Below are 25,371 nucleotides of genomic sequence, written 5' to 3'. Positions count from 1 at the left end.
GATGATACTTATGCCTCTGTTGTATTTGAGTGTGCGATTAGGTGGATTTTTCCCCTTACCGGGCACACGGAGAGGCAACCGCGTTGAAACGCAGGCGGATGGCATCAAGCCGCACCTCGTAATCGCAATCGGGCACCTGCGCCAGGCGCTCGGTGTTGTTGCAGATCATCAGCGCCATGCGATGGCCGGCGCGAATCAGCGAATCAGTGGCCAGCATCGGGATACGCACCGTGATCCACTCGTCCTGGGGCGCCGGAACGTGGTGGTCGAAGCCCTCCCTGTGGTCGGTGGATATCCAGCCGCGGGTCACCACACGGGAGATTTCCCGGGATTTCCTGGGAATCCACACCTTGTAGACCGCCTTGTCCTGCGGAGTCGTCTGCCAATGGACGGTGCGCTGCTGGTCGATCTCGACCATCGCATGGGTGTCCGGCCCCGGCTCGATATAGGTGCCTTCGCCGTATTCGATCAACGACGCGCAGAGGTTGCTGCGCGGCACGCTCGCCTTGACGCTCACCTCGACCTCGACATGGCCGGAGACATGCATGTCCTGCTGCAATGGAGCAGAGACGTAGAGCAACCGTTGAGCATCGGCCTTGTCGCACGAATAGGCGTCGACCAGCTCATTGATTCGGCCGCCTTTGAGACTCGCCACCAAACTTGTCTCGCCCGTGCGCGCCTCCGAATCCGCGCCGACTGCCTCGACCAGCTCGCCGAGTCGCGGATCCTCGCCGCCCGAGACACGGTAGACGTGCATGCTCGCCTCCGGTTCGGGCCAATTGGAACCCTCGTGCCAATTGCCGTCGATGTCCTCGACGCTGGCGATGGGCTCGTTCATGATGCCGTTGTCGATACCCTTGAGCCAGTACTCGAACCAGCGGTCAAGCGTGCTCATCCACACGTCGTTGCGGAAATCGAACGGATCGTCGTGGCCGTATTGGTGCACCCAGATCTTCCTGGGCACCCCGTTTTCGCCGAGTTCACGCCAGTAGTCCTCGACCTGGTTCATCATCACGTTGAGGTCATTGACTCCATGGACGATGAACACGCTCGCCTTATAATCCTTGGCATGGCTGGCGTAATTGCGCTGCGCCCAGAACGCGTTGTAGTCGAGGCTCGCCTTGTCGGACCCTTCGCGCAAGGTGTCGAGCCCGCCCATGAGGTTGAAGCGTTGGAGCTTGCCGTCGGCCGTCGATTCCAGGCTCTGTGCGAAGTTGTCAGGCTCGAACCAGCCACCGTCCGCATCGTCGCCGTCGAGCAGCGCCGCATTGGGATGATACCAGCGATATTGGCTGCTGATGGCGGAGATGGGGACGATGGTGCGCAGGCCTTCGATGCCGGTGGCGGCCATAGCGTTGGCGACGCTGCCGTCGTAGGACTTGCCGATCGCGCCGACCAGCCCGTTCGACCAATACGCCTTCAGCTCGTTGTCCGGAGTACGCCGCTCACGGGTCATATAGCCCTTGGCACGTCCATTGAGCCAATCAACAACGGCGTTGGCGCTGGCAACGTCGTTGGGGCCGCCGATGTCGCAGAAGCCCGCCGAAAGCGAGGTGCCGGCCGTGGCGAGCAAAATCACCGCATAGCCGCGCGGCACGAAATAATTGTCGTAGAAAAAGGGATAGCAGCTCAGGGTGCTGTTCCACACATCCTCGGGATGCTCGTACTCGTTCTTCTCCCCGTGCCGCTCATAGAGGGCATAGTACGGGCTCGGGTCCATGATCGCCGGTATCTTCTCCTTGCCGTCGAGTTCGGCGGGACGAATGATGTCGGCCCTCACCAAATCGTTACGACCGTCATGGTCGGTGTCGACCGGCAATTCGATGTACACGAACTGCCGTATCGCCTTCTGATAGGAATAGCGTTCCTCTGACATGATTAATCTCCTTTGAAATCCATCGTTGAACTGCCCGATACACTGACCACGAGCCGACGACATGAACTTGTTCTTTCTTCACAGTGCACAACATACCGGACGAAACAGGCACTTTGCGCCAAAATCTAACGCAGACCTTTCAAATCTCCGCGGTCCAGCGCCTGACGATACAGATGGTCGAAGACGTCAGGACCGACGAAAAGACCGTCGTGCTGGTATTCGTTGGTGACCCAGGCGTGGGAATTGCCCACGCGCGAAAGCATGTCGAGCTGCATGCCGGAATCGACATACAGATCGTCGAAATAAACCGCGGCCTGCAGCGGAACCTCGTTGCGCTTGAGCTGGGTGGTGTCGTAGATCTTGCCGAAACGGGTGTCGCCCATCAGTTCTTCGACCGCCGCCTTGAACGGGCGCAAGGCTTTTTCCTGCTCGAACATCCAAGGGAACACCGCCTCTCCGGTGAACAGCAGCGGACGATGGCGGGCGTCGAATTCAGGATGTTCGTCGCGCACCTGCTGGGCCGCCCAGCCGATGGGCTCTTCGAGCTCGCCGTCGGCGTAGATGAACTCCTGCAGCGGCCAATACAAGGCGTTCGACGACGTGGTCTCCATCACGGATTCGAGGAACCGGTCGGAAAGCGGGGAACGGCTTTTGGCCGAGCCATCACCGGCGGTAAAGGCGGTATCCATCAGCCAGTGCAGTCGCTCGGGGCCGGGCTGCATGCCGAAATCTCTGCCCAGAGTCTGCAGGCGTTCGACACTCAGCGGATCACCGTTGGGCAAGGTGATGGCCGCCTTCCCTTTGCGCGCGGAGAGTTTGTCGGCGACCGCGGCCACACGGTCGACGTCCTGGGGGTAACGCCGATAATAAAGATGGGTCTTTTGCACCATTCTCGGGAAAGTGTGTTCGTAGACTTCGCGGGCGTTGGCCGGGATATGCGGGATGCCGCCCATCGTAAAGCTCGCGCTCAGACCTTCGGGATACAGGGAAAGGTAGGCCAGCGTCAGGAACCCGCCATAGCTCTGCCCGAGCGTCACCCATTTTCTTCCGCCGAATTCCGTACGGCGCAGATGCTCGAAATCACGCACGATGGAACCGGCCAGGAAGGCCTTGAGATATTCGGCCTGACGATGGGCGCCTTCGATATTGCCCATCACATTGGAATCGACGCAGGAGGAACGGCCGGTGCCCCGCTGGTCGGGCAGGACGATGCGGAAATGCTTGATCGCCTCGGCGATCCAACCGTCGCTCGACGGATTGAGCGGGCGCGGTCCGGCACCTCCGGGCCCACCCTGAAGGAAGACCAGCAGCGGCAGATCGTCGTGGACATGCTCGGGGGCGGTGACCACCCGGTAGAACAGGCTCAATGATTCTCCGGCGAACCCCTTGCCCGGATCACTGTCGCGCCAATCGAGCGGTACTTTTATGGAATGGTCCTCAACGGCGAGCCCAGGTACATAGTATTTGGCCAACAGTGTCATGTTCGTCTCCCCAACTTCGACAACCGACGAATGTGTTGATTAACAGTGTAATAGTGCATGGAACATATAGGTCAAATCGTTTCCACTACGTGACATGGCAACGACAAGTCCTGCAAGAGAGCAAACCGGCATATGAAAGATATACTGCCGGAACACGGAACACGAACGAGGGACAGGCTAGTTGCCCTTTGCCTTTACATCGACGGCGATGGCGACGCCTCGCAGCCCACGCCTTCTCATCCCTGCGCACGATAGCCGCGATGCCGCCGAAGCGATACGCTTGAGGCATGACGACATTACGGCGGTTCGGGGCGTGGCTTGCGCGCAACCAGATGGCGGGAGACGCGCTTCTGGCGCTCGTCGCGCTGTTTTTCGCGCTTATCAGCACCACCACCGACGAAGGCGGGCTGTGGGTCAGCTATAGCGAGGGCTGGCAGTTCGCATGGTCGTGCGCGCTGATCGTGCCGGTCATCTTCCGTCGCCGTTATCCGCAGGTCGCGGCCCTGGCATTCGCGGGTCTTGCCGTCCTGCAGCTGCTCTGCGGGCCGGGCTACGTCTTCGGCGACACCCTCGCCGTGGTGATGCTGTATTCGGTGATCGTCTACGGCGACCCGTCGCACAGCAAGGCCTTCATCGTTCTGGCCTTCATCGTAGGCGGCGCGGCGGCACCGATCATCACCTGGGGCATGGAAATAGGACCCGTGCACAACCCTCACCAAGCGGGCGACACCGCAAGCTACACCTACTATTCCTGCCAAAGCGTCTACACGTCCGGCTTCAACGCCACCTGCAGCAGGAATTTGGCCGGAACCGTCTTCTTCATGCTCGTCGGCATCGTCACCATGCTCGCCGCCGCCTGCTTCATGGGCTACTGGTCGCGCACCAGACTCGACAACGCGCGGCTGCTGCGCGAACGCAACATCGCCTTGGCCGCCCGCGGACAGGAGGATCTCGACATCGCCCGTACCGCCGAACGCGCCCGCATCGCCCGCGACATGCACGACGTGGTGGCCCACACCCTCTCCACCATCATCGTCCAATCCGACGGCGGCCGCTACGCCGGGGCCCATGACCCGGCCAAGGCAAGGGCGATCATGGAGACGATCAGGCACGAATCGCACAAGGCCCAACGCGACATGTCGGATCTGCTCAGCACCTTCGGCGGTGCCCCGCACCTCGGCTATGACGACATCGCCGCGCTGGCCTCCCAGGCCGATGCCACCGCACACGCCACGGGCGGCTCGGTGAAGCGGATCATAGAAGGCGAAGCCAAGCCGCAGCTTCTCGGTGGCAAGGCACAATCCGCCATCTACCATGCCGTGCAGGAAGCGTTGACCAACGCCCGCAAATACGCCGGCAAAGGCGTGGAGGTCACGGTGAGGGAAATATGGAACGACACAACGCTGCGACTTGCCATACAGGACAACGGCAACGGGGCGGCCGCGGCGATGGACGGGCATCGGCCGGGCATCGGGCTGACCGGCATGCGCGAACGCGTCGAGGCTGCAGGCGGACGAATGCAGGCCGGGCCCAGAATAGGCGGCGGGTTCGCCGTCGAGGTGCGCATTGCGTTAGGCGGGAGCGGTGGCTCCCACCGAAATAGCGATAAAAACGCGAATCATCACGACAGCGAAGACGACAACGGCAATCGCCATCAGAACCTCGACGCCATCGAACGCAGGGCAACCGAAAATGCCGATGCCTTTCCGTACGAAAATACCGATACGCCCGTCTCTTCTCCAGACGTCACCGACCAGACCGGCAGATACACCCAGTCAACGAACAGCACGGCATCGCTTCCTAGACCATCGTCCGACGCCCGTTATCCCGAACTCATAGAAGACGAACCGGATCCCGAATCCCGGCACGCAAGCATATTTCAACGGTTCTCTTCGCTCTCACGCCGCCTCTACTCTGCCGACGAACCGCGTAACGGCAGCGGCACCGGCAATGGTGCAACCGAACACGCAGACCTCAATTGGGTGGAACGCATCTCACGCTTCTTCGCACACCACTATCTGCTCGCCGACATCATCCTCGCGGCCGTTTTGCTGTTGCTCGCCGCCCCGTCAGGCCTCATCACGTTCCGATACGGAGGCGCAAACGTCGGCTATACCATGGTCTTCGGCACCACTGAACGGGCGTCGACGCCTCAGCTGCAAATAGTCGATTTCGCCATCGATCTTGCCGGGTTCACCGCCCTGGCCTTGCGACGCCGGCTCCCCCAATGCGCCGCCGCACTCATGGTCGCCGCAGCAATGGTCTCGTTGATCTTCTGCGCGGATATACCGGTCGTCGTGCTCTACGCCCCGATATCCCTGTATTCGGTATGTCTTTATGGCAAAGGGCATTCCCGCCGTTGGGCCGGTCTGGCCGCGGTTGTGGGATCGGCGGTATTCGGCATCCGGTTCAGCGGATCGTTCGTCGGCTATCCGACACTGGTGGATTGGGTGACGAACCGGCAACGGTACGCGGTCTACGGCAACCGCGGAAGCTATCCCTTTGAAATCGCCATGTTCGTCATCATCGCGCTGGCCATATGTGCCATGGCCATCACCGCGGCGTTGTGGACGCGCGCGAGCGGAACGAACATGATGGTGCTCGAGGCCCGGCACCAGGCGTTGGAAGCGGAATCGAAACGGAAACAGATCGCGGCGGCCAACCACGAACGCGAGCGCATCGGGGCCCAGATCCGCGGCGAGGTCAGCGAAACGTTGACCGGGGTCATCGACAAGGCCGACGCGGGCATCGCCATGCTCGACCGGGATGCGGCGGCAGGCGTTTCCACCTCGCCGCAGGCCATCATCGAGGCGTTCCGCTCCATCGGCGAACAAGGGCGTGAGTCACTGGCCCACATGCGATCGCTGCTGCGCGTGCTGCGTGAGACCGGCGGCAGCGACGACAACCCCGCCGCCTCCCAACCGCTGCTGCATCCGGTGGCCGTCACCGCGCCCGAACGCATGACTAGCGAGGGACACAGCACCGACGCCGACCGTTGAAGCGCACGTCACGCATTCAACATCCTTATGTGAGAAAAGTGCACTTTAGCATGGCTGAAACGCACTTCTTGCACACGTCAGGTCGAAAAGTGCACTTTACCTTTGCTCAAACGCACTTCTTGCACACGTCAGGTCGAAAAGTGCACTTTAGCATGGCTGAAACGCACTTCTTGCACACGTCAGGTCAAAAAGTGCACTTTACCTTTGCTGAAACGCACTTCTTGCACACGTCAGGTCAAAAAGTGCACTTTACCTTTGCTCAAACGCACTTCTTGCACACGTCAGGTCAAAAAGTGCACTTTACCTTTGCTCAAACGCACTTCTTGCACACGTCAGGTCAAAAAGTGCACTCAAGCGAAGCCGGAACACACTTCCCCGCTATGGATATGCAAAACATGCGCGTTGCCGCAGCGGTTTGCTAGAGTGGAAGGCATGAGTGAAACGCAGCCTATCCGAGTCCTTATCGCCGACGATCAGGAGCTGGTGAGAGCGGGTTTCGCGATGGTCATCGATTCACAGGACGACATGCAGGTGGTCGGGCAGGCTTCCAACGGCGCCGAGGCGGTGTCTCTCGCGCTCGATCTCAAACCGGATGTGGTCTTGATGGATGTGCGTATGCCCGGCACCGACGGCATCGAGGCAACCAGACTCATCATCAACGCCGAGCGCGAATCGGGCAACGACGTAGCGAAAACCCACGTCATCATCTTGACGACTTTTGACCTCGACGAATACGTGATGAGCGCCATCGACGCCGGAGCCTCCGGGTTCCTCCTGAAGGACACCGAACCGGAGACCCTGCTCTCCTCGATTCGCACGGTCTATCAGGGCAACGCCATCATCGCCCCCACCGCCACCAAGCGACTCATCGAGAAGATGGTGGAAGGCAAGCTCGGTGCCACCCGAATTGCCGCGCGTGAAGCCCAATCGGAAGGCGGAACGGCAGTCGATTCCATGAGGCGCCGCATATCGGATCCCACAACCGCCGATGCGTATAGCGGCACACGTGCCAATGACGAAACTCCATCCGCAAACGGCCCGGGCAACACTGGAAACCGGCAATCCACAGACGCCGGCAACGGCGACGGATCTCACGACGCCGCGTCATATCATGACCCGGCGGTCGAGACGTTGACCGACCGCGAGCGCGAGGTCCTGGTCGAAATCGCGCACGGCCTCTCCAATCAGGAAATCGCCGACAAGCTGTGCATCAGCCTGCCGACCGTCAAGACCCACGTCGCCCACATCCTGCAGAAAACCTACTCGCGCGACCGGGTGCAGGCCGTCGTCTTCGCCTACGACAATGGGTTGGTATAGGCGCGATTTTCCGGCTAGAAGGCAACACAAAGGTCCTGTTCATCTCCCTTATCTGAGAGATCAACAGGACCTTTATTCGATTCACCACTTCAGATGGCGGCTTGCCCCATGCTACGCCTCGGCGAGCGCCTCGACCGGCGGGGTCTTCACCGCGCGCCTGGCCGGCAGGATACTCGAAGCCAACGCGGCGAGGGCGGCGATCAGCAGGACGATGCCGTTGAATTTCCAGTCGAAGAGGTAGGCCGTCTTGCCGTAGAGGGTGAAGACCATGTAGGAGCCCAGCCAGCCGAAGGCGGTGCCGAGGACGACGCCGACCACACCCGAGACCAGCGCGATCAGCAACGACTCGCAGGCCAGGGAACGCCGCAGCTGGCCGCGCGTCATGCCGATGGCGCGCAGGGTGGCCGATTCGCGGGTGCGTTCGATCACCGAAAGGCTCAGCGTGTTGGCCACGCCGATCAGCGCGATGAGCACGGCGACGGCGAGCAGAGCGACCAGCACCCTCATGATGGTGTCGATCTGCGTATCCCACATGACGCGTTCGGCGATCGGACCGGTGATGTTGACGCCATCGGTGGAGCCCAACGCGTCCTGCACCGCCGCGAAGGTGTCGCTGACGCTCGCCGCGTTCATGTCGAACTTGGTGAGCAGCATATGCCCATCACTCTTGACCCCATTGCCGGCAAGCACCGACTGGTCGACGAAAACGACCATGGAATACATGCTGGTGAGCTTGCGGTAATCGACCTGCTTGACCTTCATCGCAGGCAGTTCGACATCGTTCTTCGAGCCGTTCTGGCCGACATCGATGAAATGGACCTTGTTGTCGGTGAATTTCACTTTCTTGCCGGTTTGGGCGTTGTAGAGCGGAGCGAGCGCCGTGCCCGGGGTGATGGCGACTCCGGAAAGGTCGGAGTGCATCACCTTTTGCAAGGCCTGCTTGTCGTTGACGCCGACCAGCAGGGCACTGAGCTTGCGCTCCGATCCCGTACTTTCGATACTCGCCGTGGCAGTAGGCGCGTAGAACGTGCCCGAGATGCCCTTGAGCTTAGCCACTTTGTCGGCCGCATGTTGGCTCAGGCCGTTGCCTTCGGCCACCATATCGACGCTGTAACGCGCGTCAAGTGTGGAATCCATGGTCTGTTTGCCGCAGGCCGCACCGGTGGCGATGGTGGAGACGAGGGTGACGCCGATCAGGAGGGCCACTCCGGTGGCGGCGACACGACGCGGGTTCTTCTGGATGTTGCCGTCGGCGATCTTGGCGGCCGGACCGACGTGGGCCACCAACGCTCCGATGCCGCGCATCAGCACCGGCAACCAGAAGGTGGCGGTGAGGGCCAGGCCGATGAAGAGCAACGCGCAGCCGCCCACGGCGGAGAGCAATGCGAATTCGTAAGTGGTGTCGTTGCCGTTGCGGGCCGTGTGGGTCAACACCTCAGGAATCTTGCTGGCGCCGAGCGCACAGCAGACGACGCCCAGGATGATCATCAGGCTGCCGAGGATGCCACGCACCCGTCCGGCTTTGCGCGTATCCGTGATTTCCAGCGGACGCAATGCCTCGAGCGGCGTCACGGAGGTCGCGGAACGCGCGGAGCCGATGGAGGCGAGCACGGTCATGACGATGCCGAAGACCAGCGGCACGACGATGACCGGCCAGGAGATAACGAGCTTCATCCTGTCGCCCTGGTCGCCCAACGACATACCGACCTTGGTCATCACTGCCATAAGGCCTATGGCGACCACAATTCCCAGCGCCGAAGCGATGAGTCCCAAGGTGCCGGCCTCGAAAAGCACGGAACGATAAAGCTGGCCCTTCTTCGCGCCGATGGTGCGCAGCAGGGCGAGCGTGCGGCGACGTTGGGCGATCAAGACCTGGAAGGTGTTGGCGATGACCAGGGCCGCCACGAACATGGCGAGGATGGCGAACACCATCAGGAAGATCTTCACCGGCGAGCTGCCGTTGGAGCTCAGCGATTGTATTTCCTGGTCGCCGATGTGTTGACGGGTATCGACGGTCATCTTCTTGCCGAGGATCTGCTTGATCTGCGGGATGGCCGTGGCCGATTTGGACGGATCCACGTTGACCAGCAGACCGTTGGAAGGAACGTCGTTGAAGGAATCGACATGATAGAGATCCGCCAGCGCCTGCGGGGAGACCAATGTCGCTCCGCCATACACGGTGTAGCTGCCGTTTTGGTCGTGGGTAAGGCCGACCAGCTTCGCCTTGACGATTGGAGCATTGCTGGAATCGTAGATCGAAAGTGTGAGTTTCGCCGTGTCCCCGATCTTCAGATGCAGCTTGTCAGCCATGGTTTCGGGTAAGGCGGCTTCGACGGCCTTTGTCGGGCTATGGCCTTTGACCACCTCGACCGGCTGAAGCCTGGTATTGCTGGAGCCCAGGCTGTACATGGTGGTGGTGGTCGTGTCGCCCTTCTTGACGTGTCCGTCACCATAGACCAGTGGTTGCACGCCAGTGACGCCATCGACCTTCTTGACCTCGTCCATCTTCAAGGTCTGGACGGTCGGCGACGCGTCATCGCCCGAGGTGTTGCTGTCAGCCTCATTCGAATTATCCATCAACGCCACGTAGTCGGCCTGCATGAAGCGCGAGGTCATCTGCGTGCGCAGCGAATCGTCCATCGCGTTGCCGAACAGGAAGGTCGCGGCGATGAAGGCCGTGCCGATCAGGATGGCGATGCCGGCGGGAATGAGCATCTTCCCGCTCTTTTTCATCAGTTTGAGTGTTACCGAAAACATTGTTGGTTCCTTAGTCTGCTACAGGTGCGGTTGCCGGATGAGATGCGCTTCGCTTCATCGCGAAACCCGCGCGTGCCTGGGCTTGCCATCCATCAGCTGGTTCATCGTGGGCATCGCACCCTGCCGGGCAGCGCGTTCGCTCTCCTCCATCAGCAGCTGACTCATGTGTTCGGCGGTGGGGTGCGGTTCGTCGGCCACGATCCGCCCGTCGGCGAAAACGATGGCACGGTCCGCGTAGGAGGCGGCCACCGCGTCGTGGGTGACCATGACCACGGTCTGTCCGAACTCGCGCACGCTACGCTTGAGGAAACTCAGCACTTCGGCGCTGGAGACGGAGTCGAGGTTGCCGGTCGGCTCGTCGGCGAAGACGACCTGCGGCTTGGAAATCAGGGCGCGGGCGATGGCGACGCGCTGCTGCTGGCCGCCGGAAAGCTCGTTCGGGCGGTGCTTGAGACGTTGCGTCAGGCCGAGGGTTTCGACCAGCGTGGCGAACCACTGCTTGTCGACCTTGGCGCCGGCCAGCGTCAGGGGCATGACGATGTTCTGTTCGGCGGTAAACATCGGCAGCAGGTTGAAGGACTGGAAAATGAAACCGATCTTGGTGCGACGCAGCATGGTGAGCTGGTTGTCATTCATCTTCGTGATGTCCTGCCCGCCGAGGATGACGCGGCCGCTGGTCACCGAATCGAGGCCGGCGAGGGTGTGCATCATGGTCGATTTGCCGGAGCCGGAAGGCCCCATAATCGCGGTGAACTTGCCTTGCTCGAAGCCGACGTTGACATTGCGCAACGCGTGCACCACGTTCTCGCCCTTGCCGTAGTCCTTGATCAGATCGATGGCCTCCACTGCGAATTCCTTGCGTTGATGGGGCTGCGGTTGCAGCTGCCCAGGCTGCGGCGGAATGAACGAGGGTGCCGTAATGGCGTTATTGGCGTCGGCGCCGAGATTGCCGGCGTTCGTATTTACGTTACCATTGCCGCCTGCGTTCGGGTTGATAATGCTGCGAAAATCGTTGCCGGCATTGCCGCCGTAGAAGTTGCTGGGGTTCATATGGACTCCTTTGTTGAGGTCATTGCTTGTCTGTTACCTCAAATACTAAAAGAATCCGCCAGTCTCCTCCATCGTGCGCAGGAATGAATTATCACCGTCACCAAGCAGATAGCATCCTGCAAATCATCCTCGAGGATGATTCAGGAGGGACAGTTGCCAAAATGGATAGAATGGTTGACAAATGCGTAGGCGACAACCACGGAAGAGAGCAGAGGATGGCTGAGGAATACGGGCTTCAAATCACGACCCGACTAGGCCAGGGAGTGACCGAGGAGATATTGAAAGATCCCAAAGGCCTCGACAGAATCGACGAAACCGGAATCAAGCGGCTGCAGCACCTGCAAAAGCTCCTGCAGCTGGTCTGCGACCAGTATGGCGCACGACTGAACATCGATGAGGGATGTGAGGACGTGGTGTTCCTCCACGTTCCCGGCGTCGGAGACCACGAATACCCCGAAGACGCCTGTTGGTTCAAAGGCATCACCTGCTGGAAGAACCGGGGCGAGGCCTACGGATTCGTGGCGACGCGCGGCGGTTATTCCATATATTCAGTCGGCATCGAACGCAGTTACGTTCTCGACTTTGAAGCGCGGCTGACCACCCCGCAGGAAGCGGCCCTATGGCTCGCTCAAAAATTCGATGAGACCGACAATTTGTTGTTTTGGCGAGACCGGCCCACATCCGAACGCAAAAAAGAACTGGACGACCTTCATGACTTCTGTACCGAAGACCCGGGATGCCGGGGATACGGCAGGCCATGGCAACTGCCGGCGATTATCACCAGACACGTGAGCCCTTCGCTCTACAGCGTGGGCCGGCGCGAGCGGGGCAAGGTGTGCGTCTTGCGCAGGCACGGCGGCTACGCCTTGGAATACACCGCACCGCATGGCGAGACATACCGCCGGCTCGAAGACGACTACCGCCAGGCAATCTGGTGGTTCGCTCAAGGGGTATGGCGCATGCAAGCGGTCCAAGGCCACATCTGGCAATTCGGGCTTGACACCGAGGCCATCGACGACCGGGTGCTGCTCGGCCTCGCGTTCTACAATGCCGAGCATCTCCTACTGGAGCGCGACAAATAGGCAAACGCCGGCCACGCGCCGCATCCGTCTCGATAGCCGACGACGACTTACATCCACGGTTGCGCCATAAATAAGCCGCTAACACACCCAACGGCTCAAAATGGTGGGAAAGTATATTGCGCGTCATCAATAAGCCTGTGATACTTGCTCAGTGGCTTATTGATGGCGCAATTCTGTAGGCTGGTGGCTGCCGACCCCGTCGCTACTTGGCCAGGCCGGAGGCACGCACCGCCTCGAAGCCTCCCTTGAGATCGTCGAGGATGTCGTCGATGTATTCGGTGCCGATCGACAGGCGGATCGTGCCTTGGTGGATGCCCTGGCTTTCCAGTTCCTCGCGCGTCTCCTGGGCGTGGGTGGTGGAGGCCGGATGGACCACGAGGCTCTTGACGTCGGCGACGTTGGCCAGCAGGCTGAAGAGGTGCAGGTTGTCGATGAAGACGCGCGCCGCGTCCTTGCCGCCCTTGATGTCGAAGGTGAAGATCGAGCCGGCGCCGTTCGGGAAGTACTTCTCGTAGAGCTCATGGTCGACGCGGCCGGGGATCGAGGGATGCGAGACGGACTCGACCTCGGGAACGGTCTGGAGGTACTCGACCACCTTCAGCGCGTTCTGGACGTGGCGTTCGACGCGCAACGACAGCGTCTCGGTGCCCTGCAGCAGCAGCCACGCGGCGAACGGGCTGATGCAGGCGCCGGTGTCGCGCAGGAAGATGGCGCGGGCGCGGGTGACGAAAGCCGTCTGGCCCAGCGCCTCGTAGAAATTCATACCATGATAGGAGGGGTCCGGCTCGGTCAGAGTCGGGAACTTGCCCGGCACCTCGGCCCAGTTGAAGTGTCCGCCTTCGACGATCAGGCCACCGAGCGTCGTGCCGTGGCCGCCGATGAACTTGGTGGCCGACTCCACCACGACGTCTGCGCCGTGCTCGAGCGGGCGGAAGAGATACGGAGTGGCGAAGGTGTTGTCGACGAAGACCGGCAGATGATGCTTGTGCGCGATCGCCGAGATGGCCTCGAAGTCGGGCAGGTCGGCGTTGGGGTTGCCGAAGGTCTCGAAGTAGACGAGCTTGGTGTTCTCCTGAATCGCGCCCTCGAAGTTCTGCGGGTCGGCCGGATCGACGAAGGTGGTGGTGATGCCGTCGCGCGGCAGGGTGTGACGCATCAGGTTGAACGTGCCGCCATAGATGTGCGACGAGGAGACGATATGGTCGCCGGTCTGCGTGATGTTGCGCAGCGCTGCCTCGACCGCCGCCGCCCCGCTGGCCAGTGCAAGCGCCGCGGTGCCGCCTTCGAGTGCGGCCATGCGGCGTTCGAAAACGTCCTCGGTCGAATTGGTCAGACGTCCGTAGATATTGCCGGGGTCCTCGAGCGCGAAACGCGCCTCGGCGTGGTCGAAGTTGTGGAAGACGTAGCTGGTGGTGGCGTAGATCGGCACGGCACGCGCGTCGGTGGCGGGGTCGGCCTCCTCCTGACCCACATGCAGCTGCAGCGTCTCGAAATGATACTTCTTCGGTGTGGTCTCGTCGCTCATAACGGCTCCTTTGATATACGTGAATGCACAATATGGTTATCCCAAGTTTGAGCGTAAACCGGCAGGACACGCACGGCAAGCGCGACGCTATCCCGGTAATCTATAACGCCTTGAAACTCTTAGGAATTCCGCCATTTTCATGCGATAAATAAACCAAAACCGACTACTGCCAATCGTGGATAACCATGCCCTGCCCCACCCCGCGCCTGCTGCATACGCCATCGATGCCAAATTCTCAGTTTGACGATCATCTTGGTGGCACCAAGACCCTCATTTTTCACTGAATTGATACCCAATCCTTCGGATTCGGGTATCTTGGTGCACCAAGACCACCTATTTTTCGTGAAATCGATAGCAATCTACCGATTTCGGGTGACTTGGTGGCACCAAGATGCCTCGATTCAGGCAAATTCAGCCATCATCGCGCAAAACCTAACAACGAAAGCACACGGCGAATGACACAAAGCCAGGATTCCCCTATTCTTGCCCGATGAACTTCTCCCCGCCACGTCATCTGGCGGACAGAGCAAGCGGGTCTGTCCTCGGCACGGCTAGAGTCGTTAGCAGCGACGCCGCAGGCAATCCCGCCCGCGACGGACGCCGATATTATTCATAGACTTTCTGAAAGGTCATGAAATGCAAGAAGATACGACGCTCTATGAGCGCAACCCCAAATACATCCCCCGCGTGGCTGCCGTGCACGATATGTGCGGCTACGGCAAATGCTCGCTGACCGCTGCCATCCCGATTCTTTCGGCGTGCGGCTGCGACGTGTGCCCGGTGCCGACGGCGCTGTTTTCGGCGCACACCAAGTTCCCGGTCTATACGTTCCACGACACCACCGATATCCTCTCCGGCTATCTTGACGCGTGGCGGAAGGTCAACGTCGAGCTCGACGGCGTCTATTCCGGCTTCCTCGGTTCGGCCGAGCAGGTCGACATCATCAAGCGCCTTTATCGCGAATATCCGAAGGCGCTGCGGCTGGTCGACCCGGTGATGGGCGACGGCGGGCAGATGTATCCCACCTATTCGAAGGAAATGTGCGAGGCGGTCAAGACGCTGGTGGACGGCGCCGACGTGCTGATGCCGAACCTCACCGAGGCCTCAATCCTCACCGGTCGCGACTACCCGGGCCAGAACCTCAGCGACGACGAGGCCACCGATTGGGTCGGCGCACTGCTTGACATGGGTGCGAAGAACGTCGTATTGAAGGGCATCGACCGCGGCGACGGCAAACTGCGCAATTTCGTGGGTAGTGCGAGCGCCGGGGCCAGCGCCCGCGTCGAACTCGCCCACGACAAACTGCCCTATATGATCCACGGCACCGGCGACGCCTTCGCTTCGGCACTGTGCGGCGCGGTGATGGCCGGAAAGAGCCTCGGCGAATCGGCCCAGGTGGCCGGCGAATTCGTGCGTCACGCCATGGAATCCACCCGCAACCAGCCTGATTTCGAAATGCGAGGCGTGAGCTTCGAGCTCAATCTGGGCGAGCTGACCGAGCTCGTCGGCTGAGAGCTTCATCTGCGGTTCGCCTGACCGTTGCTGTGGTGTGGGTTTCATTTTCGCTTTTGTTCTGAAACCTCCGCACGGCATCGGCTCAGAATCGAGATATCGTCTCTGTTTCTTGGCATTGCGTATGGTTTGCCAAGAAACAGAGACATTTTTGTGTCCGGTCTGTTTCATCAAAGCCATCACAACAAGTCATTGAAACAGAGCCGGCATATCGCCTCCGAAAACTGACGATTCCCGACATTGCATTGCATTTCAGTATCACACCAACCCGGAAGCCCGGTTCCATATTCAAAGCGCGATGGCACAGAATCGACAACAATTCATCGACGACGATCACCGATAAGAACAGACAAGCATTTTTGGATGTGGATGAATTTGTGTACACTCCCGACCTTCTTCACAGGGTTTTCCACCGCCGACGCTGACGGGCGCAACATTGTCCACCACCGACACCACGACTTACGCACAGGCCACCGAAACCGTCCACAACATTAACCACAATTGCATTACGCAAATACAAAGTTATCCAGAGAAACGCCGTGAAAAACGCAAACGGCCATCATTCGACCACAGCGCCCGTTTTTCGCCCGATAAAAACGCGAACCATGCAACACTGAAATGCATGAACACCAATATTTCAGCAGCACAGAAGAATCGATCGGCCACTTGTTTCGGGTGTGGCACCGATCTCGACGACCTCTCCTCGGAAGGCCTGCTGGCACAGCTCGAAGAGCAACTGGCCATGCCCGATCTTTCGGCCAAGCAGCTTGGAACCATCGGCGAGCAGTATGCGGCGGCATGGCTGGCGCAACTCGGCTGGCACGTCCTGGCCCGCAACTGGAGCACGCGGTTCGGCGAGCTCGACATCATCATGATGGCCCCCGAGCACATCGTGGTGTTCGTCGAGGTGAAAACGCGGCGGACACAGCGATACGGCACCCCGCAGGAGGCCATCACTCCACATAAGCAGGCCAATCTTCATCACGCTGCCTCCCTGTGGCTCGCAGGACCCGGAAAATCGATACGGCGGTCCGGCATCCGCTTTGACGCCATGTCGATCCTCCTTCAAGGCAACCGCCCTAGGGTCCAGCACATACCGGGGGCATTCTGATGGCCATCGGGACGGCGATGTCGGTCGGACTGGTGGGGCTCAAGGCCAACGCCATCCAGATGCAGGCCTTCATCTCGCCGGGATTGCCCTATTTCTCCATCATCGGCCTGCCGGATGCCTCGCTGAGCGAAGCGCGCGAACGGGTGAAGTCCGCCTGCCAAGCCAGCGGGTTCAACTGGCCCGAGACGCGTGTGACGGTCAATCTCTCCCCCGCATCCCTGCCCAAACGCGGCTCTTCGCACGACACGGCCATCGCCGTTTCCGTGCTGAGCGCAGCCGGCGTCATCCCCCACGACTGTCTGGCCGACACCGTAGTACTCGGCGAACTCAACCTTGACGGCTCGGTGCTGCCGGTCACCGGGGTGCTGCCCATCGCCCTGTACGCTCGGGAACACGGCATCGATCAGATCATCGTGCCACAGCGCAATGTCGAGGAAGCCGAGCTTATCGAGGGCCTCAGCGTCATCGGTATCCGTCACTTGGGCGAACTCATCGAACTGATGGGAGGCGAAGCGAAATACCGGATCAGCGAAACCCGTATCCCCGACGATCAGCCAATCAGCGAAGACGAAAACCTTGCTCCATCGGTCGGAGACATGGCCGAAGTCATCGGGCAGGAACGAACCAAATGGGCACTTGAAGTGGCAGCCGCCGGCGGCCATCATCTGCTGATGACCGGGCCTCCCGGCTCAGGCAAGACCATGCTCGCCTCGCGTATGCCCGGCATCATGTGCCCGTTGAATGAGCAGGAACAGCTCGAAGTGGCTTCGATACGCTCGTTGTGTGGAACCTTGCCCAACTACGGGATCAGCGACGTGCCTCCGTTCGAGGCTCCGCACCACACGGCCTCCACGGCGTCACTGGTCGGCGGCGGTTCGGGCATCGCCACCCCTGGGGCCATCACTCGCGCCCATCGCGGAGTGCTGTTCATGGACGAGGCACCGGAATTCTCCCCGCGTTCGTTGCAAACGCTACGAGAGCCTCTGGAATCCGGTTATGTAGCACTTTCGCGCTCCAAAGGGACCACCTACTATCCCGCCAATTTCCAGTTGATCATGGCCGCCAACCCCTGCCCTTGCGGGTACGGATACGGCGACGGTTCGCGCTGTACCTGCAAGGAGAAAGACCGCATCCGCTATTTTTCAAGGCTTTCCGGCCCGATTCTCGACCGCATCGATATCCAGGTCGAAGTCCCGCCGGTGGAGCACCTGATGACGCAGAGCTCACAACCGCAGACCACCAGCGAGCAGATGCGGCGCAAAGTCACCGATGCCCGCCACGCAGCACAGGAGCGTTTCGCCGCCTATCACTGGACCTGCAACGCGCAGGCCTCAGGAACGTGGCTGCGCAAGAACACCTCGGAGGCAGCTCTCACCCTCATCGACCAAGCGTTGGAAAACGAGCGGCTGAGTCTGCGTGGGGCCGACCGGACGCTGCGGCTGGCATGGACTCTTGCGGATCTGGGCGGCAAGCCTTCACCGGGCCGTGAAGAGATGATGCAGGGCATCGCCTTGCGAACGAAGGAATCATGATGGACACAATCGCACAGACAGCTGTTGATACATCATCCGCTACGGCAACGGGAAGAAAGACAACCGGCACACCAGCCGTCGACGACGATACGCTGGCCCGGGCCATCCTGACGTTCTGCATCGACAGCGCCGACGCGCTGCTATTCGCTACCATCAAAGGGGCCGGCGATGCCGTCACCGCCCTGCACCTGATCGCCGATGAGAAAGGCGGCACTGCCAACCGCAACCGGCTCGATGAGGTCTTCGCCATCGGAACCGCCAAATGGGGACGAAAAGTCAACGCACGAGGCATGAGCTCATTCCACCACGGGCTGGAACGCTGGCGGGAACGCCTGCACCAGCTGCCTTCAAACGCCGAAAAGGAGCTTCGGGACTTTTTCACGCAAGGCGGGTCACAGTGGATCATCGGACCGGCCAGCCCCTACTGGCCGACTCAGCTCGACGACCTTTCCATCAGAAAAGACTGGGCCTCACCGCTGTGCCTATGGGGCGTCGGCGACCCGGCGGCGTTGACCAGCTGCCCGCAGCCACTGGCCGTTGTCGGCTCGCGCGGTGCCGACGATTACGGACGATACGTGGCCAGAACCGTTGCGAAAAAGGCTGCAGAACAAGGGCACCTTGTGGTGTCCGGAGGCGCATTCGGCATCGACGCCGCGGCGCATTGGGGCGCACTCGACGCCATGAGCGGCATCGGCGCAGAACAAAGCGGACGAACCGTAGCGGTGTTCGCCGGAGGTCTCAACCATATCGGCCCCGAACGCAACCAACCCCTGTTCGAGCGCATCAAAGCCAACGGCGGGGCTCTGATCAGCGAGTTGTGCCCGAACACCATCCCCGAGGCACGACGGTTCCTGTTGCGCAACCGCATCATCGCAGGCCTGGCCTCCACAGTCGTCGTCGCCCAGGCACGCAGTCGCTCGGGAGCGCTCAATACGGCCAATTGGGCGGCAGAGCTGGGACGGGAGGTCTATGCGGCTCCGGGCAATATCAACATCCCCGGCAACACCGGCTGCAATTGGCTGATCCGAGACCATCGCGCCACCATCCTCACCTCGGTCAACGCCGTCGACGAGATCTGCCATGAAGGCCATGCCCCGCTCACCTTGTACGACGAAACGAAGCATCCGATCACAGAAAACAATGCCACGACAGAAAGCCAAACAGCGGCGCCGGCAATCGAACCCGTTGCCGAAAGCGGAAAGGAAAACCATGGAGTCTTGGATCACCAGCAATGCCAATCCGGCCATCCGAGCGGCGGCCGGGAATGCCCTCCCAGTCAGGTCCCCTTGCCGGGCGGCGCCAAGATCCTTCTTTCCGTGCAGAAAAGCACCGCGAACAAGCATGACGGGCCCGAGCAGACCGCGTCTCACACTGCGACATCCGCGAGAGAACCGACCTCCGCCCAACAGGAGGTGCTGACCGCCATCCGTCGTTGCCGCAGACAAGGCGGCGCGGCCACACATGAGACCATCCTTGCGATGCTCAACACGCACCGTCCTGCCGGCAGACATCGGGCCGAGACACGAGGCTCTGCCGATGGCGCGGCACCAAAACTCGAATCGTGGAATATCGGAAGGCTCGAAGGCGAACTCGGTGAAATGGAACTCTACGGAATGCTACGTCTGGAAGCAGGCACCGTGCATATCGTCACCCACAGCGCCAAAAGCCCAAGGCGGCGCCCGACCGATTAGTCCAGCACAGCGAACGAAAGGGCGACACATGCGATCACATCAAACCGCACGAGAAAGCGTCAGCGCTGCCACTGGCAACGCTTCAGATCGACGACCCAACCCTCTTCACCGGCGTTTTCATGTTTCGGCGCAGGAGGCAGGAACGACACGCCTTCGTCCTCAAGCAACGCCCGCTGACGGTCAGGACCGCCGAACGCGAATCCCGGAGCCAGCGAACCGTCGCGAAAGACGACACGATGGCACGGAATCACGCCCGGCTCAGGATTGGAATGCAACGCATAGCCCACGAACCTGGCGTTGCGCGGATTGCCCGCGAGCGCCGCCACCTGGCCGTACGTGGCCACCTTGCCTTCGGGTATGCGCTTGACGACATCGTAGACACGTGCATTGAAAGATTCGCTCATACCCCCATGGTACGAGTGCCACTCCCGTTTGGGAAGAGCTCACCTACCACGTTCCTGCAATATGCTCTTGCTGGCCTTGTGCCATAATCGGGGGTATGAGTCCAGAGCAAGTTGAAGACATGTACGACGCGGTGATCATCGGTGCAGGGGCGGCCGGATTGTCGGCGGCACTGGGAATTTTACGAAACGACAAGATCAAGGAAATGGCCGCCAAGGGCCATCGCCCGAAACTTCTGGTGATCTCGAAACTGCAGGCGTTGCGCTCGCATACCGGTAGCGCTGAGGGCGGCATCGCGGCGAGCCTCGGCAACATCGAGCACGATGACTGGCACTGGCATTATTACGACACCGTCAAGGGCGGCGATTGGCTGGTCGATCAGGACGCAGCGAAGATACTGGCGCAATATGCCCCGCAGACCGTCATCAATCTCGAACGCAGCGGCGTAGCGTTCTCGCGTACACCGGATGGGCATATCGCCCAGCGCAAATTCGGCGGACATACCAAGGATTATGGTAAGGCGCCGATAAAACGAGCGGCTTATGCGGCCGACCGGATCGGTCACCAGATCCTCTACGCGCTGTGGCAGCAGTGCATCGGCGCAGGAGTACAGTTCGCCGAGGAATGGTACGTCACCGATCTGGTCTTGAACGATGCCAAGGATCGGGCCTGCGGCGTGGTCGCATTCGACACCCACACCGGCAAGACCCACCCCATCGCCTCCCGTAACGTCCTCATGGCGAGCGGCGGAGCCGGAAGACTCTTCCACACGACCTCGAACTCCTGGGATCTGACCGGAGATGGTATGGCGTTGGCACTCAAGGCCGGACTGCAGCTTGAGGATTGCGAATTCGTGCAATTCCACCCCACCGGTCTCGCCCACACCGGCATCCTGCTTTCCGAAGCCTCCCGCGGCGAAGGCGGCATCCTACGCAACGCCGACGGAGAGGCCTTCATGGCCCGTTACGCCCCGGAGCACAAGGATCTGGCGGCACGCGATGTGGTCAGCCGTTCCATCATGGCCGAGGTCGACGCAGGACGAGGCGTAGCCGACCCGAAGGAACCGAATGGCCCGAAAGACTGCGTGTGGCTGGACATGACCGGCATCGACAAGGCGCATATGCTGGACGTGCTACCCCAAGTGGTCGAAACCATCCGTGACTACGCGGGATTGGACCCGAGCCGGGACTGGGTGGCGGTCAAGCCGACGGCGCATTACACCATGGGCGGCATTCCCATCACCACCGACGGTCAGGTCTACCAGTGGCGCGACGGCAAACGTGATATCGTCGAAAGCCTGTATGCGGCCGGCGAATGCTCGTGCGTCAGCGTCCACGGCGCGAACCGCTTGGGCGGCAACAGCCTGCTCGACGCCTGCCTGTTCGGCACCCGCGCCGGCGAATCCATCGCCCAGGCCATCGGCGACGAAGCGAACGATACCGGCAGCAGCGACGAACAATCCTGCGATAGCGAAAACCGGAATACTACGCAACTGGCGGCCGACAAACGTCAGTCGTCAATCAAAACGTTATTGACATCATCCACTGACGATGATCTTGCTGGAACCACCGGAGTTGCTAGCAACGTATCCGCGTCCATCTCACTGCCCGAAGGCGAAGCCGCTTCATCTTCCACGACGGATGTTTCCGACCATGAACCGGATGCCGGCCGCGATAATCCTTATCGGCTGCTGGCCGACCTCGGCACGACCATGGAGCATGCGGTGGCGGTGCGTTGCGACGCCAAGAGCATCGCCGAGGCGCAGCACATCATCGCCGAACAACTGCTGCCCCGAGCCAAGGCCCTCCGCACCCATTCAAGCGCCACCGCCTTCAACCAGGAACTCACGGCGATATGGGAGGTCGGCAACCTCATCGAGCTGGCCCAGGCGATGCTCGACGCCTCGGCCGCGAGGCACGAGTCTCGTGGCGCCTTCGCCCGTACCGATTTCCCGCAGCGCGACGACGAGCATTTCCTTGCCCATTCCATGGCCGACGCCACAGGCGACGTTTTCTGGCAGCCGGTCCATATCGTTGACATGCCGCCGAAATCGCGAGCCTACTGACCAAGGCGACGAATCCAATAATCCATCCGAAGTCCCTACGTCCTGCAGGCCACGGTTCGTGGCAGACTGGCAGACGGAAGCAACGATGAAGGCAGCGGCAATGAGTGAAGATGCAATACACAGCACAACGGTGACCATCCGAATCCATCGGTTCACCCCGAAATCGGGACCCGAGCACGCACGCCGCCATTCTTCGAGCCCGTTCGGAGGCAAGGCACGAGGCGGCAGCCCGTTCGGCCCCTCACCTTCACGACGCCGTATCCGCGGCCGGCATTTCACGCAGGATTACACCATCGAGACGCATGCCGGGCAGACCGTACTCGACTGCCTGCTCGCCATCAAACGCGACCTCGATCCGACGCTGGCCTTCCGCTATTCGTGCGGCCACGGTATCTGCGGCTCCGATGCAGTGTCCATCAACGGTACGCCGACGCTGCTCTGCACCGCCAAAGTCGAGGAATACGCCAAGCCGAAATCGAACCAAAACATGGCGAAAGCAACAGCCGGTGACGGGTTTCGCCGGACCGGAGACGTAGAACAAACAACCGGCAAACCCGTTATCGACCTCAATACTAAAAAGGCTTCCGAGAACGGTAACCAACCAAAAGATGCCAATCAACGTCCAAGCGGTTCGAACAACCCCGATACTTTGGGCAACTCCACAGAAAACCACGACAATACCTCTGGCCTCGCTGTCATCGAAATCGCGCCGCTGCCCGGCTTTCCGGTGCTCCGCGACCTCATCGTCGACATCGACCAGATGATGAACCAGATCAAAAAGCTCGAGCCCTATCTTAAGGCCGACGGCAAGCTGGCCACCACCGAAGACGGCAAGATCGACATGTTCGAATACCTGCAAAATCCCGAAGAGCTGAAACGCTATGAACTCTTAAGCAATTGCATCTCGTGCGGCGTGTGCGAAGGTAGCTGCCCGGTCTACGCCGGCGGCGAGGCGTTCATCGGCCCGGCAGCGCTGATCGCCGCCTCCCGCTTCATCAGCGATTCGCGCGATGAGGCCACCAATCAGCGGCTCGATGACATCGCCACCGCCGACGGCATCGCCGCCTGCCAATCCGTGCGCGCCTGCAGCCGCGAATGCCCCCGCGGCATCGACGTGGGCGAAGAGATGTGGCAGCTTACGGAACGTGTCAAAAGCCGACAGGGCCGGTGATCAATCCCCCTCCCGCCTCATCGTGATTCCGCTTTGGCGATTGCTAGCCGTATCATAAAATCGGTAATCGATGGTGCTATACGTGCCGATGACAGCAGAAGTGCAGGGTGGAAGATGAACAAGACAACATACACCAATATGGCCAAGGTTTGGGAATTTGCGGAAACCCATGCATTAAGCGAAGAAAACGACGTGCTGCGCAAGGCCCGTGCCGACGCCGAAAAAGCCAAACTCCCTCAAGGTTCCGCCGCACAGGCCAATCTGCTGCGTTTCATCACCCGCAGCCTGAACGCGACCTCCATCATCAGCATCGGCACCGGCTCGATCGTCGAAGCGCTGCAACTGGTGGAAGGCCTGGGCGGCGCCGGGCAGCTGACGGCAGTGGATTCCTCGGCGCGTGGCATCACGATGATCCGCAGCCTCTTCGCCGATATCTCGGACTCTGCGGAAAACCGCACCACGTTACGTGCGGTCAATACCTCTCCGGCCGTTTTCCTTCCCCGTCTGAATGCCGGAACCTACGACCTCATCGTCGTCTCCGGCGTTGCCTCGAACTATGAGCCTTCCTTCGCGGAGGCGGCCAATCTGCTGAAAACCGGCGGCAGAATCATTTTCACGGATATGTCGGGCCTGGCCTATCCCGATAATGGCAAGGCGGAGGCCATGCTCGCACTGCTCACCAACGTCGAGGACGACGATCGTTTCGAAGCGACGCTTACACCGACGGGAACCGGCATGTTGATTGCCGCAAAACGTTGAAGCCGTCATTTATTTCGTCATTCCACCGATTGCCAGCATCACCGCCTCTTCGGGGTCATCGGTGAACTGAACCTTTTTGAGGTCCTCTTCCGCAATCAGCCCACGCTCGAGCATCGGCCCGCGCACCCAGTCGAACAGGCCCTTCCAATACTGGGTGTCGAAGAGCACCACCGGCTTGGGCGAGGTCTTGCCGGTCTGCACCAGCGTCAGGATCTCGAACATCTCGTCGAGCGTGCCGAAGCCGCCCGGGCAGACGATCAGCGCCGAAGAATATTTGACGAACATCATCTTGCGCACGAAGAAGTAACGGAAGTTCATCCCGAGGTTCACCCATTGGTTGAGTCCCTCCTCATGCGGCAACTCGATGCCGAGCCCGACCGAGACGCCGCCGGCCTCAGCCGCCCCACGGTTGGCGGCCTCCATGATGCCCGGGCCGCCGCCGGTAATGACCGTGATCCCACTTTGCGCGGCCATCTCGCCCATGCGCATGGCCTGACGGTATTCCGGCTCGTTCTCCTTGACGCGCGCCGAACCGAACACGCACAACGCCCGACCCAGGTCCGCGAGTGCATCGAAGCCCTCCACGAATTCCGACTGGATGCGCAGCACTCGCCAGGGATCGCCATGCCGCCAATCCTTGCCGCCACGAGCTTTCGCCACGCGTGAAGCGGCCTTCGAGATATTCCCGTCGTTGCAAGCCTGATTGGCCGTACCTGACGTAACAACAGTATCGTTTTCGTCCGTCTGCCCATGATCGTCTTCGCCATCAGGATACGACAGGAGCGCCTGATCCGGGGTCTGCTCGGGAATCATCGACCCGCGCATCAGCACCGACCCGCTGCGATGCGTCTCGCCCAGCGGTGATTGTTTGCCTTCTGTCTGCCCCATACATGCCTCATTCCTCTGAATATCAAGCGTTTTCAGGCTATCGCAACCTCCCGAACGCATATCCGAGTCCACAGCGTCTATTGCATGAAGTACCACTGAATCACGCCGATCCCAGCTTTCAAGCCCTATGACGAATCATCAAGCGCGGATCAT

General features: G+C 60.6%; 17 protein-coding genes and 2 pseudogenes. 12 read left to right on the top strand and 7 right to left on the bottom strand.

The window, feature by feature from the left end; translation table 11 throughout:
* Window positions 1-55: 55 nt before the first annotated feature.
* Both OZX75_RS01675 and OZX75_RS01670 read right to left on the bottom strand, forming a co-directional pair.
* Complete coding sequence (locus OZX75_RS01675; protein ID WP_277146529.1) at window positions 56-1,876, bottom strand: CocE/NonD family hydrolase; 1,821 nt, start codon at window positions 1,874-1,876, stop codon at window positions 56-58.
* Window positions 1,877-2,001: 125 nt separating this feature from the next.
* Window positions 2,002-3,357 carry an alpha/beta fold hydrolase gene (locus OZX75_RS01670; RefSeq protein ID WP_277146528.1) on the bottom strand — a complete coding sequence of 452 codons (1,356 nt, stop codon included), beginning with the start codon at window positions 3,355-3,357 and terminating at the stop codon, window positions 2,002-2,004.
* A 287-nt stretch (window positions 3,358-3,644) separates the two neighbouring features.
* On the opposite strand from OZX75_RS01670, the gene OZX75_RS01665 reads away from it, so the two are divergent.
* From OZX75_RS01665 to OZX75_RS08595, 4 genes and pseudogenes are all read left to right on the top strand, one after another.
* On the top strand, window positions 3,645-6,356 hold the full coding sequence (locus OZX75_RS01665) for a sensor histidine kinase (RefSeq protein ID WP_277146527.1): 2,712 nt from the start codon (window positions 3,645-3,647) through the stop codon (window positions 6,354-6,356).
* 50 nt (window positions 6,357-6,406) lie between these two features.
* Window positions 6,407-6,778, top strand: a complete 372-nt coding sequence (locus OZX75_RS01660; protein ID WP_277146526.1) for a hypothetical protein — start codon at window positions 6,407-6,409, stop codon at window positions 6,776-6,778.
* A gap of 10 nt (window positions 6,779-6,788) precedes the next feature.
* Window positions 6,789-7,109: pseudogene (locus OZX75_RS08600) on the top strand (response regulator); the annotation flags it as partial.
* A gap of 354 nt (window positions 7,110-7,463) precedes the next feature.
* A pseudogene (locus OZX75_RS08595) lies at window positions 7,464-7,673 on the top strand (response regulator transcription factor); the annotation flags it as partial.
* Window positions 7,674-7,784: 111 nt separating this feature from the next.
* Here the strand turns inward: OZX75_RS08595 and OZX75_RS01650 are convergent.
* Entirely contained in the window at window positions 7,785-10,430 is a 2,646-nt protein-coding gene (locus tag OZX75_RS01650; RefSeq protein WP_277146524.1) for an ABC transporter permease, read from the bottom strand.
* Window positions 10,431-10,484: 54 nt separating this feature from the next.
* A complete protein-coding gene (locus OZX75_RS01645) occupies window positions 10,485-11,480 on the bottom strand; it encodes an ABC transporter ATP-binding protein (RefSeq protein WP_277146523.1) in 996 nt (331 codons plus the stop codon).
* Window positions 11,481-11,650: 170 nt separating this feature from the next.
* Here OZX75_RS01645 and OZX75_RS01640 point away from each other — a divergent pair, with 170 nt between their 5' ends.
* Window positions 11,651-12,562: a hypothetical protein gene (locus OZX75_RS01640; protein WP_277146522.1), complete on the top strand. Its 912-nt coding sequence runs from the start codon at window positions 11,651-11,653 to the stop codon at window positions 12,560-12,562.
* A gap of 202 nt (window positions 12,563-12,764) precedes the next feature.
* Here OZX75_RS01640 and OZX75_RS01635 read toward each other — a convergent pair whose 3' ends face one another.
* Window positions 12,765-14,087, bottom strand: a complete 1,323-nt coding sequence (locus OZX75_RS01635) for an O-acetylhomoserine aminocarboxypropyltransferase/cysteine synthase family protein (protein ID WP_277146521.1) — start codon at window positions 14,085-14,087, stop codon at window positions 12,765-12,767.
* A 636-nt stretch (window positions 14,088-14,723) separates the two neighbouring features.
* Here OZX75_RS01635 and OZX75_RS01630 point away from each other — a divergent pair.
* From OZX75_RS01630 to OZX75_RS01615, 4 genes are all read left to right on the top strand, one after another.
* Window positions 14,724-15,599, top strand: coding sequence for a pyridoxamine kinase (locus OZX75_RS01630; protein WP_277146520.1), 876 nt, complete (start codon window positions 14,724-14,726; stop codon window positions 15,597-15,599).
* A 742-nt stretch (window positions 15,600-16,341) separates the two neighbouring features.
* Window positions 16,342-16,710 carry a YraN family protein gene (locus tag OZX75_RS08590; RefSeq protein ID WP_525930302.1) on the top strand — a complete coding sequence of 123 codons (369 nt, stop codon included), beginning with the start codon at window positions 16,342-16,344 and terminating at the stop codon, window positions 16,708-16,710.
* Entirely contained in the window at window positions 16,710-18,242 is a 1,533-nt protein-coding gene (locus OZX75_RS01620) for a YifB family Mg chelatase-like AAA ATPase (RefSeq protein WP_277146518.1), read from the top strand. The genes OZX75_RS08590 and OZX75_RS01620 overlap by 1 nt, the downstream gene beginning before the upstream one ends.
* On the top strand, window positions 18,239-19,933 hold the full coding sequence (locus OZX75_RS01615) for a DNA-processing protein DprA (RefSeq protein WP_277146517.1): 1,695 nt from the start codon (window positions 18,239-18,241) through the stop codon (window positions 19,931-19,933). The genes OZX75_RS01620 and OZX75_RS01615 overlap by 4 nt, the downstream gene beginning before the upstream one ends.
* A 59-nt stretch (window positions 19,934-19,992) precedes the next feature.
* On the opposite strand, the gene OZX75_RS01610 is transcribed toward OZX75_RS01615, so the two are convergent.
* On the bottom strand, window positions 19,993-20,337 hold the full coding sequence (locus OZX75_RS01610) for an MGMT family protein (RefSeq protein WP_277146516.1): 345 nt from the start codon (window positions 20,335-20,337) through the stop codon (window positions 19,993-19,995).
* 95 nt (window positions 20,338-20,432) lie between these two features.
* On the opposite strand from OZX75_RS01610, the gene OZX75_RS01605 reads away from it, so the two are divergent.
* The 3 genes from OZX75_RS01605 to OZX75_RS01595 all read left to right on the top strand — a co-directional run bounded on the left by OZX75_RS01605 (window position 20,433) and on the right by OZX75_RS01595 (window position 24,330).
* A complete protein-coding gene (locus OZX75_RS01605; RefSeq protein ID WP_277146515.1) occupies window positions 20,433-22,400 on the top strand; it encodes an FAD-binding protein in 1,968 nt (655 codons plus the stop codon).
* 100 nt (window positions 22,401-22,500) lie between these two features.
* The gene (locus tag OZX75_RS01600) at window positions 22,501-23,571 is read left to right on the top strand and encodes a succinate dehydrogenase/fumarate reductase iron-sulfur subunit (RefSeq protein ID WP_277146514.1); all 1,071 of its coding nucleotides are present in this window, start codon (window positions 22,501-22,503) and stop codon (window positions 23,569-23,571) included.
* A gap of 114 nt (window positions 23,572-23,685) precedes the next feature.
* Window positions 23,686-24,330, top strand: coding sequence for an O-methyltransferase (locus OZX75_RS01595; protein WP_277146513.1), 645 nt, complete (start codon window positions 23,686-23,688; stop codon window positions 24,328-24,330).
* Between the two features lie 9 nt (window positions 24,331-24,339).
* On the opposite strand, the gene OZX75_RS01590 is transcribed toward OZX75_RS01595, so the two are convergent.
* On the bottom strand, window positions 24,340-25,218 hold the full coding sequence (locus OZX75_RS01590; protein WP_277146512.1) for an LOG family protein: 879 nt from the start codon (window positions 25,216-25,218) through the stop codon (window positions 24,340-24,342).
* Window positions 25,219-25,371 lie beyond the last annotated feature (153 nt).

The organism is Bifidobacterium sp. ESL0800 (assembly GCF_029395355.1).
Lineage (GTDB): Bacteria > Actinomycetota > Actinomycetes > Actinomycetales > Bifidobacteriaceae > Bifidobacterium.
This window is presented reverse-complemented; position numbering and strand designations above follow the sequence as displayed.